A 12,916-nucleotide genomic window follows, 5' to 3' on the forward strand; every position below is an offset into this window, starting at 1 on the left:
CCTTGTGCTGCGAATGGGCTGTACAGCAGCTCAGATCCACAAATCCCCCGCACTCGCGTAAACTGCCAGCCTTCGCGCAGCCTAGGGCTGCCCCTGTCGATTTACCAAAGGTGCCCGCCATGCCCTGGCTGCAAGTACGCCTGGCCATCAGCCCGGAACAAGCCGAAACCTACGAAGATGCCCTACTCGAAGTGGGTGCCGTCTCGGTCACGTTCATGGACGCCGAGGATCAACCGATCTTCGAGCCAGACCTCAACACCACCCCGCTGTGGTCGCACACCCACCTGCTGGCCCTGTTCGAGGCCGATGCCGACCCTGAGCAGGTATTCGCCCACCTGCGCCTGCTGACCGGTGCCGAGCTGCCCGAGCACCAGGCCGAGGTGATCGAGGACCAGGACTGGGAACGCAGCTGGATGGACAACTTCCAGCCAATGCGCTTCGGCCGCCGCCTGTGGATCGTACCCAGCTGGCACGAGGCCCCGGAACAGGACGCGGTGAACCTGCTGCTCGACCCGGGCCTGGCGTTCGGCACCGGCACCCACCCGACCACCGCCCTGTGCCTGGAATGGCTCGACGGCCAGCAACTCGAAGGCACCCAGGTGCTGGACTTCGGCTGCGGCTCGGGCATTCTGGCCATCGCCGCGCTGCTGCTGGGCGCCCGTGAAGCGGTCGGTACCGACATCGACGTGCAGGCCATCGAGGCTTCGCGCGACAACGCCCAGCGCAACGGCATCGCCGATGAGAAGCTGGCGCTGTACCTGCCCGAGCACATGCCGGCCATGCAGGCCGACGTGCTGGTCGCCAACATCCTCGCCGGCCCGCTGGTGTCGCTGGCACCGCAACTGTCCGGCCTGGTCCGCCCAGGTGGCCTGCTGGCGCTGTCGGGCATCCTCGCCGAGCAGGGTGAGGAAGTGGCCGCGGCCTATGCCGCCGACTTCGAGCTGGACCCGATCGTCGTGCGCGACGGCTGGGTGCGCATCAGTGGTCGCCGCCGTTAAGCGGGCCTAGAATACTTTTCTGCACAGCTCCCGGATTGCCGCATGACCGACAGTTTCGTCACCCAGTGCCCGCATTGCCAGACCAGCTTTCGCGTCACCCACCACCAGTTGAGCGTGGCCCGCGGTGTAGTGCGCTGCGGCCACTGCCTGCAGGTGTTCAACGCCGCCAAGCAGCTGCTGGAGCAGAACCGCACCGGCGGAGCCAGCGCACCTGTGGTGCCGGCACCGATGCCTGCCGCCCCTGCCGAGCCGCTGGCCGAACCGGTGATCGCACCCGAGCCTCTCGCCAGCGAACCCGGCACCACTCCGGACGAGGACTGGGCGCTCACCAACCAGGCGCTGGACGCGCTCGACCTCGACATGGAACTGGAGCGCCTGGAGCGCCGCGGCCAACCGGCCACGGCTCGCCCGGCCAGCCAGGATGACGGCCTGCAGGCGCGGCGTGACGAACTGCACCCGGACGAACATGCCGACGACCTGTTCGGTACGGCTACCGATGAACCGTTCGAACCGCAACCGGCGATAGAAACCGCGCCCGTGCTGCGGGAGCCGGAGCCCTTGGAGCTGGACCCGGAGCCCGCCCCTGGCGAGCGTACCGAGCCGACGTTAGGCGGCAATCTGGACCTGGACATCGACGACGAGCCACCGGTACACCGTGCCGTCGAAATCGATGACCACCCCGAATTCAACGAACCGCTGCGTGCCAGCGATGATGAAGCCCCGGAACAGGGCCTGAGCGCCCGCGACGACGAGCCGCTGGAGCTGCACCTGTCGGCGCGCGATGACGAGCCTGTCGAGCCGCTGCCCGGCGAACGCCTGGAACCAGGCCTTGCCGGCAAAGCCGAGCGCCCGGCGCGCAAGGAGCCGCTGGTCGACGTGGTCGACGACCCGCTGCAACTGGGCTGGGAAAAGCCCGCACCCAACTGGGGCAAGCGCCTGCTGTGGGGCTTCCTGACCCTGCTGGCCGCTGGCTTGCTGGCGTTCCAGTACGTGTGGTTCCACTTCGATGAAATGGCCCGCCAGGACCAGTACCGGCCGCTCTTCCAGCAAGTCTGCCCGTTGGTCGGCTGCGAAGTGCCGACCCGCGTCGATATCGCCCGAATCAAGAGCAGCAACCTGGTAGTACGCAGCCACCCGGACTTCAAGGGCGCACTGATCGTCGATGCGATCATCTACAACCGCGCGCCGTTCGCCCAGCCGTTCCCGCTGCTGGAACTGCGCTTCGCAGACCTCAATGGCCAGCTGATCGCCAGCCGGCGCTTCAAGCCCAGCGAGTACCTGTCCGGCGAACTGGCCGGGCGCGGTGAAATGCCCAGCCAGACTCCGATCCACATCGCCCTGGACATCCTCGACCCGGGGCCGAAGGCCGTCAATTACAGCCTGAGCTTCCGCTCGCCGGAATAACCACCAACCCTGTGGAAGCGGGCGTGCCCGCGAACACGGGCGAAGCCCGTGCCAGCCATTGCGCCGCCTGCTTCGCGGGCACGCCCGCTCCCACAGGGGCCGCGCAAGGTCCTGGATCCGTCCCCCATACCAAATGTCATAAGCCGACAACTGTTCAGATTTTATCCAAATCCATCTTTATCCGGTCACCGAGAGCGGGTATCATGCCAACCCTTTTTCGAACTCCAAGATTCGGCCCCACAACAGGGATCACCTATGTCGGCGGTACGCATCGGCCCATACACACTACGTAACAACCTGATCCTCGCACCCATGGCCGGGGTCACGGACCAGCCTTTCCGTACACTTTGCCAGCGCCTGGGCGCCGGCATGGTGGTGTCGGAAATGGTCTCCAGCGACATGAGCCTGTGGAACAGCCGCAAGTCGAGCCTGCGCCGCATCCATGAAGGTGATCCCGAGCCACGCTCGGTACAGATCGCCGGTGGTGATGCGCAGATGATGGCAGCGGCGGCAAAGGCCAACGTCGAAGCAGGCGCCCAGATCATTGATATCAACATGGGCTGCCCGGCAAAAAAAGTCTGCAACAAAGCCGCAGGCTCTGCTTTATTGAGAGATGAAGCCTTGGTCAGCGAGATTCTCCACGCCGTGGTCGGCGCCGTGGACGTCCCGGTGACCCTGAAGATCCGCACCGGCTGGGACCGGGCGAACAAGAACGGCCTGAACGTGGCGAGGATCGCCGAGCAGGCCGGCATCCAGGCGCTGGCGGTGCATGGCCGCACACGCGCCGACCTGTACACCGGCGAAGCCGAATACGACACCATCGCTGCCATCAAGCAGGCGGTGTCGATCCCGGTTTTTGCCAACGGCGATATCACCTCGCCAGAAAAGGCCCGGGCGGTGCTGGACGCCACCGGGGTAGACGGCCTGTTGATCGGCCGGGCCGCCCAGGGGCGGCCATGGATCTTTCGCGAGATCGAGCATTACCTGCGCACTGGCGAACACCTGCCAGCGCCGCAGCTGGACGAAGTGGAACGCATCCTGCTGGAGCACCTGGCCGCGCTGCATGCCTTCTATGGCGATGTGATGGGCGTACGTATCGCCCGCAAGCACGTTGGCTGGTACCTGGCAACACGACCCGGCGGCAAGGAGTTTCGCTCCCGGTTCAACGCTTTGGAAGACACACAAGCGCAGTGCGCCAACGTTCGCGCGTTTTTCAGCGAACGTCGACAGAGCCTTGAGACAGAGGACGGACAAGGGGTGGCCGCATGACGATGATGACCGAGACATTTGTGAGTGGAACAACGCCCGTGAGCGACAACGCCAACCTGAAACAGCACCTCAACACGCCGAGCGAAGAGGGCCAGACCCTTCGCGACAGCGTCGAGAAGGCGCTGCACAACTACTTCGCCCACCTGGAAGGCGCGACCGTGACGGACGTGTACAACCTGGTGCTCTCCGAAGTCGAGGCGCCCCTGCTCGAAAGCGTGATGAACTACGTGAAGGGCAACCAGACCAAGGCCAGCGAGATGCTCGGGCTGAACCGAGGCACCCTGCGCAAGAAGCTCAAGCAGTACGACTTGTTGTAAGCCAGAATCCCAACCAGAAAAGGCGGCTCCCTGAACAGAGGCGCCTTTTTTGCTGACTCCACCGCGTTATTGGAACCCGAAATGACCGACCAGACTACCCGCCTGCCAGTCCGCCGCGCCCTGATCAGCGTCTCCGACAAGACCGGTATCCTCGAATTCGCCCGTGAGCTGCAGCAGCTCGGTGTCGAGATCCTGTCCACCGGCGGCACCTACAAGCTGCTCAAGGACAACGGCGTCAACGCGGTGGAAGTGGCCGACTACACCGGCTTCGCCGAAATGATGGATGGCCGGGTCAAGACCCTGCACCCGAAAATCCACGGTGGCATCCTGGGCCGTCGCGGCACCGACGACGCCATCATGAACGAGCACGGCATCAAGCCGATCGACCTGGTAGCAGTCAACCTTTACCCGTTCGAAGCCACCATTTCCAAGCCTGGCTGTGATCTGCCGACCGCCATCGAGAACATCGACATCGGCGGCCCGACCATGGTCCGTTCGGCTGCCAAGAACCACAAGGACGTGGCCATCGTGGTCAACGCCAGCGACTACGCCGGCATCGTCGAAGGCCTCAAGGCCGGTGGCCTGACCTACGCCCAGCGCTTCGACCTGATGCTCAAGGCGTTCGAGCACACCGCCGCCTACGACGGCATGATCGCCAACTACATGGGCACCATCGATCAGGCCAAAGAGACCCTGAGCACTGAAGACCGCAGCGAATTCCCGCGCACCTTCAACAGCCAGTTCGTCAAGGCCCAGGAAATGCGCTACGGCGAGAACCCGCACCAGAGCGCGGCGTTCTACGTGGAAGCGAAAAAAGGCGAAGCCAGCGTTTCCACCGCCATCCAGCTGCAGGGCAAGGAACTGTCGTTCAACAACGTGGCCGACACCGACGCCGCACTGGAGTGCGTGAAGAGCTTCGTCAAGCCGGCCTGCGTCATCGTCAAGCACGCCAACCCATGCGGCGTGGCCGTGGTACCTGAAGACGAAGGCGGCATCCGCAAGGCCTACGACCTGGCCTATGCCACCGACACCGAGTCGGCGTTCGGCGGCATCATCGCCTTCAACCGCGAGCTGGACGGCGAAACCGCCAAGGCCATCGTCGACCGCCAGTTCGTCGAAGTGATCATCGCCCCGAAAATCTCCCAGGCTGCCCGCGACGTGGTTGCAGCCAAGCAGAACGTACGCCTGCTGGAATGCGGCGAGTGGCCAGCCGAGCGCGCTGCCGGTTGGGACTTCAAGCGTGTCAACGGTGGCCTGCTGGTGCAGAGCCGCGATATCGGCATGATCACCGCCGATGACCTGAAGATCGTCACCAAGCGCGCGCCGACCGAGCAAGAGATCCACGACCTGGTGTTCGCCTGGAAAGTGGCCAAGTTCGTCAAGTCCAACGCCATTGTCTACGCCAAGCAGCGCCAGACCATCGGCGTCGGCGCCGGCCAGATGAGCCGCGTCAACTCCGCGCGCATTGCTGCAATCAAGGCCGAGCATGCCGGCCTGCAGGTGCAGGGCGCAGTCATGGCGTCGGACGCGTTCTTCCCGTTCCGTGACGGCATCGACAATGCGGCTAAAGTGGGTATCAGCGCCGTGATCCAGCCGGGTGGTTCGATGCGTGATGCCGAGGTGATTGCTGCTGCTGACGAAGCCGGCATCGCCATGGTCTTCACCGGTATGCGCCACTTCCGCCACTAAACAGATGCAGGGCCGATCGCCGGCCCTTGTAGGAGCGGCCTTGTGTCGCGATAGGGCCGCAAGGCGGCCCCGGCAATTTCTGCTGCGAAGCTGAAAACCTGGGGCCGCTACGCGCCCCTTTCGCGACACAAGGCCGCTCCTACAGGAAGCGGGATCGGCCAGACAGAATTCGAGGTTTTGACATGAAAGTTTTGATCATCGGCAGCGGCGGCCGTGAGCACGCCCTGGCCTGGAAAGTCGCCCAGGACCCACGCGTGGAGAAAGTCTTCGTTGCCCCGGGCAACGCCGGCACCGCCATTGAAGCCAAGTGCGAGAACGTCGCCATCGACGTGTGCGCCCTGGAGCAACTGGCTGACTTCGCCGAGAAGAACGTCGACCTGACCATCGTCGGCCCGGAAGCACCGCTGGTCATCGGCGTGGTCGACCTGTTCCGCAGCCGCGGCCTGGACTGCTTCGGTCCGACCAAGGGCGCGGCCCAGCTGGAAGGCTCCAAGGCCTTCACCAAGGACTTCCTGGCGCGTCACAAGATCCCGACCGCCGACTACCAGAACTTCACCGAAATCGAACCGGCGCTGGCCTACCTGCAGGAAAAAGGCGCGCCGATCGTGATCAAGGCCGACGGCCTGGCCGCGGGCAAGGGCGTGATCGTCGCCATGACCCTGGAAGAAGCCGAAGCCGCCGTGCGTGACATGCTGGCCGGCAACGCCTTCGGCGATGCGGGCTCCCGCGTGGTGATCGAGGAGTTCCTCGACGGCGAGGAAGCCAGCTTCATCGTCATGGTCGACGGCCAGAACGTGCTGCCCATGGCCACCAGCCAGGACCACAAGCGCGTCGGCGACCAGGACACCGGCCCGAACACCGGCGGCATGGGTGCCTACTCCCCTGCCCCGGTGGTCACCGCCGAAGTGCACCAGCGCGTGATGGACCAGGTGATCTGGCCGACCGTGCGCGGCATGGCCGAGGAAGGCAACGTCTACACCGGCTTCCTCTACGCCGGCCTGATGATCGACAAGGCGGGCAACCCCAAGGTCATCGAGTTCAACTGCCGCTTCGGCGACCCTGAGACCCAGCCAGTCATGCTGCGCCTGGAGTCGAGCCTGGTGCTGCTGGTCGAGGCCGCATTCGCCAAGGCGCTGGACAAGGTCGAAGCACAGTGGGACCCGCGCCCGAGCCTGGGCGTGGTACTGGCTGCCGGCGGCTACCCGGGCGACTACGCCAAGGGTGACGTGATCAACGGCCTGGACGCTGCCGCGAAGATCGAAGGCAAGGTGTTCCACGCCGGTACTGCGCTCAAGGATGGCCAGGTGACCACCAACGGCGGCCGCGTGCTGTGTGCCACCGCCATGGGCAGCACCGTTGCCGACGCGCAGCAGCAGGCTTACCGCCTGGCCAAGGAAGTAAGCTGGAACGGCAGCTTCTACCGCACCGACATCGGCTACCGGGCCATCGCCCGCGAGCGCGGTGAGCACCAGCAGTAAGTTGTACCGGGCTGCCGCAGCGCGCTCCAGCACCTTGCGCCTGCGGCATCCGGCTCGTCGACAGGGCCCCGAGGGGCCTTGCCTTCGACTTGGCGCGCCGCGCATAGTTAATACCCGGCACCTTGGCTAAGAAGGGATTTCGTAGTGCGTCGGCTTCGGATTGCCTCAGCTCTGATCGTCAGCTTGCTGACCTTGCTCTGCATGTTCCCGGCTGCGGCCGAACATGACGGAGGCTGGGCCGTTCTGCTCGACGAACAGGCCAACCTGCAACTGAGCGACGTGCGCTCCGAGCGTTACCGCAACCAGTTCAGCCCGCTGGTACTCGCCGACCTGGATGCCGCCCCTGCGGAACAGGCCCTGTGGCTGCACTACCGCCTGGAGCCCGGCGAGCAGGAACAACTGCTGCGGGTTTTCGCCCCAGACCTTTCTGGCCTGGACCTCTACGCCCTCGAGGGCGACCAGCTTCTGCGTCAGCTGCACCACGGGCGCCAGGCCGGCAATGCCAGCCCGACCCTGCGTGGCAGCGACCATGTACTGCCCCTGCCCAACAGCAAGCAACCCCTGGATATCTACCTGCGCCTGGTTTCCGAGCACCAGCTGCGCCCGGCCATCAGCCTGGAGCCTGCGGCCGTGGCAGCCTCCGACCAGCGCCAGCCACTGCTGTTCGGCATGCTGTTCGGCGGCCTGGTGATGCTGATCATGCACAACCTGATCCGCTTCCTCTACAGCCGCTCCAGCACCACCCTGATCCTGGCGCTGTACCACGGCCTGATGCTGCTCAGCGGCCTGATCCTGCTGAACCTCAGCGGCCCCTGGTGGCACGTGTGGCACAGCGCGCAGACGCCCGCCGCATACCTGACGCTGGTCCTGGCCGGGCTGGCCGGGCTGTGTTTCACCCAGCATTTCTTCTCGCCATGCAACTCGCCACGGCTCAACCGCCTGCTGCAGGGCGAGATGCTGGTGGTCGGGTTGAGCGGGTTGGTGCTGCTGTTCGTCGACACCCTGCCCCTCAACCTGATGACCTACGCCCTGATGGCCCTGGGCAGCGTGAGCATGCTGCTGGTCAGCAGCTACCACTGGTACAAGGGCTATGCCCCCGCACGCCTGTTCAGCCTGGCCATGGTGGTGTTCAACCTCGGTGGGCTGGTGCTGCTGCCAGCGTTGCTGGGCCTGACCCGTACCTCGACGCCCTGGCTGCTGTGCATCCTGCTGGGGCTGACCGTGGCCAGCGGCCTGCTGCTCAACCTGGCAGTCAGCGAACGCCTGCGGCGCATGAGCGAAGAGCGCTTCAGCGCCAGCCGCGCCCTGGCCGCCAGCGATGCCGAAATCAACGCCAAGGCCGAGTTCCTGGCCAAGATCAGCCACGAAATCCGCACCCCCATGAACGGCGTGCTGGGCATGACCGAGCTGCTGCTGGGCACGCCGCTGTCGGTCAAGCAGCGCGACTACGTGCAGACCATTCACAGCGCCGGCAACGAACTGCTCACGCTGATCAACGAGATTCTCGACATTTCCAAGCTGGAATCCCGGCAGATCGAACTCGATGACGTGCAGTTCGACCTCAACGCCCTGATCGAAGATTGCCTGAACATCTTCCGCGCCAAGGCCGAACAGCAGAACATCGAACTGATCAGCTTCACCCAGCCGCAGGTACCACGGGTGATCAGCGGCGACCCGACGCGCCTGCGCCAGGCCTTGTCGAGCCTGCTGGAGAATGCCCTGAAAAACACCGACCAGGGCGAGATCCTGCTGGTAGTGGCACTGGACCAGCGCGGCGAGGTACCGCGCCTGCGCATCGCCGTGCAGGACAGCGGCGAACCGTTGCCCGCCGCTGACCGCGAAGCTCTGTTGCAGGCCGAGTTGCACAGCCACCACTTCCTGTCCAGCAACAAGCTGGGCGGCCACCTGGGGCTGGTCATCGCCAAGCAGCTGATCGGCCTGATGCAGGGCGAGTTCGGCATCAAGAGCAGCACCGGCATGGGCAACACCCTGTGGCTGACGCTGCCGCTGGACCCTTCGCGCCTGGAACAGCCACCGGCCGACCTGGACAGCCCGCTGCGCGATGCTCGTGTACTGGTGGTGGACGACAACGACACCTGCCGCAAGGTGCTGGTACAGCAGTGCAGTGCCTGGGGCATGAACGTCAGCGCGGTCCCGTCGGGCAAGGAAGCCCTGGCCCTGCTGCGCACCAAGGCCCACCTGCGCGATTACTTCGATGCCGTGCTGCTGGACCAGAACATGCCAGGCATGACCGGCATGCAGCTGGCCGCCAAGATCAAGGAAGACCCGAGCCTGAACCACGACATCCTGGTGGTGATGCTCACCGGCATCAGCAACGCGCCGAGCAAGGTCATTGCGCGTAACGCCGGAGTCAAGCGGATCCTCGCCAAGCCGGTGGCGGGCTATACGCTGAAAACCACCCTGGCCGAAGAACTGGCCCAGCGCGGCCGCGAGCAAGCCATACCAGCCAGTTTGCCCGGCATCCCGCAGGCACTGGACCTGCCCGGCGACTTCCGCGTGCTGGTCGCCGAGGACAACAGCATCTCGACCAAGGTGATCCGCGGCATGCTCGGCAAGCTCAACCTCGAGCCCGACACCGCCAGCAATGGCGAAGAGGCCTTGCAGGCGATGAAGGCGCAGCGCTATGACCTGGTGCTGATGGACTGCGAAATGCCGATACTGGACGGCTTCTCGGCCACCCAGCAGCTGCGCGCCTGGGAAGCCGCCAACCAGCGCCAGCGCACCCCGGTGGTGGCACTGACCGCGCACATACTTGCCGAACACAAGGAACGCGCCCGCCTGGCGGGCATGGACGGGCACATGGCCAAACCGGTGGAACTGTCGCAGTTGCGAGAGCTGATCCAGTACTGGGCCAATCACCGGGAAGCCAAGGTGGATCCGGTGCATAGTTCCTGATCTGAGGCGCCTGTGCCGGCCTCTTCGCGGGTGAACCCGCTCCCACAGGTACTGCATAAGGCCTGAAGGCAATGCTATCCCTGTGGGAGCGGGTTCACCCGCGAAGAGGCCGGCACAGGCTATCAATAGAATCTGCTGATAAACTCTGCCCAGCCATAACTGCCTGGACTAGCCCCCATGCTCCATGAGTTGTTCAGCGTCTACCTGAAAATGCTCGTGCTCTACAGCCCGTTCTTCGTGCTGTCGTGCTTCATCAGCCTGACCCGCGGCCACTCCAGCAAGGAGCGCAAGCAGCTGGCATGGAAGGTGGCCATCGCCGCGCTGATCTCCAGTGTCCTGCTGTACCTGTTCGGGCGGGCGATCTTCGGCATTTTCGGCATCACCGCCGACGCCTTCCGCATCGGCGCCGGCAGCGTGCTGTTCATCTCGGCCCTGGGCATGGCCCAAGGCAAGTCCGCGGTACAGGCCGACAACGTGCAGCAGGATGTCACCATCGTGCCGCTGACCATCCCGCTGACCGTCGGCCCCGGCACCATCGGTGCACTGCTGGTAATGGGCGTCGGCCACCCGCACTGGGACGACAAGCTGCTGGCCATCATCAGCATCGCCCTGGCCTGCTTCACCGTGGGCCTGGTGCTGTACCTGTCGCACCGTATCGAGCGCATCCTCGGCGACCAGGGCCTGCAGATCGTCAGCCGCCTGATGGGGCTGTTCGTCTGCGCCCTGGCTGCACAAATCATCTTCACAGGCATCAAAGGCTACCTCGCGCCCTAGATGTCGAAATCCAGTATGCGCTTCAAGGAAACCTGCACGACGCGGTCCTGCACCTTGGGCAAGAAACTCTGCTCGAAAGCCAGGATGTTGAAGCGTATCAACTCCGCTCGCACATTCTTGAGGCTGCGCTTGTGGCTGATGAAGCCTGCCCGGAACGCCGAACGATTATCCGTTTCGTGATACAGCACCATGTCGACACGATTCGCCCCTGCAGGCGCGCAGGGCAGCAATTGAAAATGCTGCCGCTCATAGGCACAGCGCTCAAGCGATTGCAGAACCGGCGGCTTGGTCAACAGCTTGCGCATGGACTGACCACTTGCCGAGGCAAAATGATCGCCGGCGGTTGCGGCAATGGTTTCAAGCACCTTGTCGGTTTGCCTGACCCGGCCCTCCTCAGGCCAGTGCACCTGCTCGGCAGTAACTGCGTCCCAGCCCATGAATTTCAGCTGGTTGCGGTAGTAGGCCAACCAGTCCTGGATCAGCCCTTCCTTGTAAGCCGTTTCGGTGGCCCGCTCAGCCATCGCCAGGGCAAGCCGCACTTTGTTTTTCTGCGCAGTGGAAATACCCGGCAGAAACGAAACAATCCCTGCGCCGATCACAGCAGATATGGCTTCACTCATGTTGTGCTCCTGTTACTGGTGCATGAGGGTCGAACCGATACTCCCCCAGTGCATCCTTGGTTTTCATCAATGCCTGCAGTTCATCTCGCTGACGTTGGAAACGCCCGTTATCCAGCAGCAAGGAAACGCCATTGAACCTGGCTTCGCCCTCCAGCGCCTTTTCGACCAGCAGCATGTCCTGAGAGATGCCGGCGATCGGCTTGTCGAATTGCAGGGTGATACTGCAAAGGTCAAGCGCCGGCCCCGGCTTGAGCAGCCCAAGCTCGATCACCAGCTGCGAACCCTGCGTGCTGAACTTCAGCTGGTGGCGAAAACCTTCGATCGATCGGCCCAGGCCGCTTCTTACTGCAGCCAGCACGGCCTCATGACGGATCGAGCGCATCTTCAGCCACGCCTCGAGCGGCTGTATCTGCGCGCTGCGCGCGGGTTGCCCCAACTGTTTCAGGTCATGCGTACTGGCCAGCTTGATCCAGCCCAGTTGCCGATATGCCTCGCGATAGGCGTCATACCAGGCTTCATAGTTGTCAAAGCGTGACCCCGCATTCCTGTTGGCCACCAACTGGGCGTAAAGGATGGAGTCGAAGGCAGCCTGACGCTGAATCTGGCCAGTGTCTGCGCGATACAGTAATGCCGTTCCGCCAATCAACATGAGTTGTTCAGCTGCTCTATCCATTGTGTTGCCTCGTCACAAAGACCCGAACAAGGCGGCGTTGCAACGCCGCCCTGCGATCAGATGTCGTACTGGAGAATGTTCTCGACACTGCGCACGCCGAGTTTGTTTTCCACGGTTTCGCGGATTTTGTCGTAGACGAAGGTGTTGAGAGTAAGCACAGCCGTGCCGGCGTAGTAGTGGGTCTTGTCCAGCTTCCACTGGATACCCAGGATGTCATCATCCAGCTGCGGGGCAGACGCCTGGATGCAACTCACCACCATGACCACATCGTTGTTATCGGTTTCGATGCAGGCCGCCATGCCGACCATGCCCCTGGCCTTGTTCTTGCGTTTGTGGTCGAGCACCTTGGCGTCATTTTCGACGGTAGTCAGTTTGTCGAAGGCCATCTTGGCCAGCTCACCCAACTTGGTACCCCCCAGCATTGCATTCCCCACCACACCGATCGCCCGTACAGCTACAGCGCCTACGGTGACAGACAGTTCCGCCGAGGTTTCCAGTTCGAAACTACGCTTGGGGATGGTAAAGCCAAGATCACGCATGACATCGATGAACCGCTCGTACCACTCCCTGCTCTGCTTTTCGGCATCGAAGGATTTGTCAGCCACCAAGGTGGCAAAGTGGAAGGCATTCTTTACGTCATGACGGCTTTGCGAAGACATGCCTGCGCCGCAGGCCAGCAGGTTGCCTTCGACTAGAATGGCCGCGTCAGTGGTAGTGACTTGTGTTTCTTCGGACATGTGGAAACTCCTAGATGGTTGCCCCTTGAGTCAGGGGCAAC

The 12,916-nt window shown here is 63.6% G+C and carries 11 protein-coding genes; 8 read left to right on the forward strand and 3 right to left on the reverse strand.

Annotation, left to right across the window (positions count from 1 at the left end; translation table 11 throughout):
* The first annotated feature begins 119 nt into the window (after window positions 1-119).
* From prmA to tspR, 8 genes are all read left to right on the forward strand, one after another.
* Window positions 120-998, forward strand: a complete 879-nt coding sequence (gene prmA / locus ABIB24_RS20920) for a 50S ribosomal protein L11 methyltransferase (RefSeq protein ID WP_025340777.1) — start codon at window positions 120-122, stop codon at window positions 996-998.
* A 42-nt stretch (window positions 999-1,040) separates the two neighbouring features.
* Window positions 1,041-2,402 (forward strand): DUF3426 domain-containing protein, encoded by a 1,362-nt coding sequence (locus ABIB24_RS20925; RefSeq protein ID WP_274078595.1) that lies wholly within the window; start codon window positions 1,041-1,043, stop codon window positions 2,400-2,402.
* A 255-nt stretch (window positions 2,403-2,657) separates the two neighbouring features.
* Window positions 2,658-3,671 (forward strand): tRNA dihydrouridine synthase DusB, encoded by a 1,014-nt coding sequence (gene dusB, locus ABIB24_RS20930; protein WP_046613238.1) that lies wholly within the window; start codon window positions 2,658-2,660, stop codon window positions 3,669-3,671.
* Window positions 3,668-3,988 carry a DNA-binding transcriptional regulator Fis gene (fis, locus tag ABIB24_RS20935; RefSeq protein ID WP_012274390.1) on the forward strand — a complete coding sequence of 107 codons (321 nt, stop codon included), beginning with the start codon at window positions 3,668-3,670 and terminating at the stop codon, window positions 3,986-3,988. Before dusB ends, fis begins: the two co-directional genes overlap by 4 nt.
* An 81-nt stretch (window positions 3,989-4,069) precedes the next feature.
* Window positions 4,070-5,677 carry a bifunctional phosphoribosylaminoimidazolecarboxamide formyltransferase/IMP cyclohydrolase gene (gene purH, locus ABIB24_RS20940; protein ID WP_075046491.1) on the forward strand — a complete coding sequence of 536 codons (1,608 nt, stop codon included), beginning with the start codon at window positions 4,070-4,072 and terminating at the stop codon, window positions 5,675-5,677.
* Window positions 5,678-5,859: 182 nt separating this feature from the next.
* Window positions 5,860-7,155 carry a phosphoribosylamine--glycine ligase gene (gene purD / locus ABIB24_RS20945; protein WP_137162487.1) on the forward strand — a complete coding sequence of 432 codons (1,296 nt, stop codon included), beginning with the start codon at window positions 5,860-5,862 and terminating at the stop codon, window positions 7,153-7,155.
* 144 nt (window positions 7,156-7,299) lie between these two features.
* Window positions 7,300-10,071, forward strand: a complete 2,772-nt coding sequence (locus ABIB24_RS20950; RefSeq protein ID WP_025340782.1) for a hybrid sensor histidine kinase/response regulator — start codon at window positions 7,300-7,302, stop codon at window positions 10,069-10,071.
* Between the two features lie 177 nt (window positions 10,072-10,248).
* The gene (tspR, locus tag ABIB24_RS20955; protein ID WP_025340783.1) at window positions 10,249-10,845 is read left to right on the forward strand and encodes a type III secretion system genes modulator TspR; all 597 of its coding nucleotides are present in this window, start codon (window positions 10,249-10,251) and stop codon (window positions 10,843-10,845) included.
* Here tspR and ABIB24_RS20960 read toward each other — a convergent pair.
* Genes ABIB24_RS20960 through ABIB24_RS20970 form a run of 3 tightly spaced genes read right to left on the reverse strand, consistent with a single transcriptional unit; the run spans window position 10,842 to window position 12,875 of the window.
* Window positions 10,842-11,465: a hypothetical protein gene (locus ABIB24_RS20960; RefSeq protein ID WP_274078594.1), complete on the reverse strand. Its 624-nt coding sequence runs from the start codon at window positions 11,463-11,465 to the stop codon at window positions 10,842-10,844. The two genes, tspR and ABIB24_RS20960, sit on opposite strands and share 4 nt — an antisense overlap.
* Complete coding sequence (locus ABIB24_RS20965) at window positions 11,458-12,138, reverse strand: hypothetical protein (protein ID WP_274078592.1); 681 nt, start codon at window positions 12,136-12,138, stop codon at window positions 11,458-11,460. The genes ABIB24_RS20960 and ABIB24_RS20965 overlap by 8 nt, the downstream gene beginning before the upstream one ends.
* A 56-nt stretch (window positions 12,139-12,194) precedes the next feature.
* Window positions 12,195-12,875: a hypothetical protein gene (locus ABIB24_RS20970; protein ID WP_025340786.1), complete on the reverse strand. Its 681-nt coding sequence runs from the start codon at window positions 12,873-12,875 to the stop codon at window positions 12,195-12,197.
* Between the last annotated feature and the right edge of the window lie 41 nt (window positions 12,876-12,916).

It is taken from the genome of Pseudomonas sp. UYEF17 (genome assembly GCF_040546125.1).
GTDB lineage: Bacteria > Pseudomonadota > Gammaproteobacteria > Pseudomonadales > Pseudomonadaceae > Aquipseudomonas > Aquipseudomonas putida_Z.

Bases quoted from the DNA above. Each gene is read 5' to 3' on its own strand.
- prmA (WP_025340777.1), top strand. From the start codon at position 120: ATGCCCTGGCTGCAAGTACGCCTGGCCATCAGCCCGGAACAAGCCGAA.
- ABIB24_RS20925 (WP_274078595.1), top strand. From the start codon at position 1,041: ATGACCGACAGTTTCGTCACCCAGTGCCCGCATTGCCAGACCAGCTTT.
- dusB (WP_046613238.1), top strand. From the start codon at position 2,658: ATGTCGGCGGTACGCATCGGCCCATACACACTACGTAACAACCTGATC.
- fis (WP_012274390.1), top strand. From the start codon at position 3,668: ATGACGATGATGACCGAGACATTTGTGAGTGGAACAACGCCCGTGAGC.
- purH (WP_075046491.1), top strand. From the start codon at position 4,070: ATGACCGACCAGACTACCCGCCTGCCAGTCCGCCGCGCCCTGATCAGC.
- purD (WP_137162487.1), top strand. From the start codon at position 5,860: ATGAAAGTTTTGATCATCGGCAGCGGCGGCCGTGAGCACGCCCTGGCC.
- tspR (WP_025340783.1), top strand. From the start codon at position 10,249: ATGCTCCATGAGTTGTTCAGCGTCTACCTGAAAATGCTCGTGCTCTAC.
- ABIB24_RS20960 (WP_274078594.1), bottom strand. From the start codon at position 11,465: ATGAGTGAAGCCATATCTGCTGTGATCGGCGCAGGGATTGTTTCGTTT.
- ABIB24_RS20965 (WP_274078592.1), bottom strand. From the start codon at position 12,138: ATGGATAGAGCAGCTGAACAACTCATGTTGATTGGCGGAACGGCATTA.
- ABIB24_RS20970 (WP_025340786.1), bottom strand. From the start codon at position 12,875: ATGTCCGAAGAAACACAAGTCACTACCACTGACGCGGCCATTCTAGTC.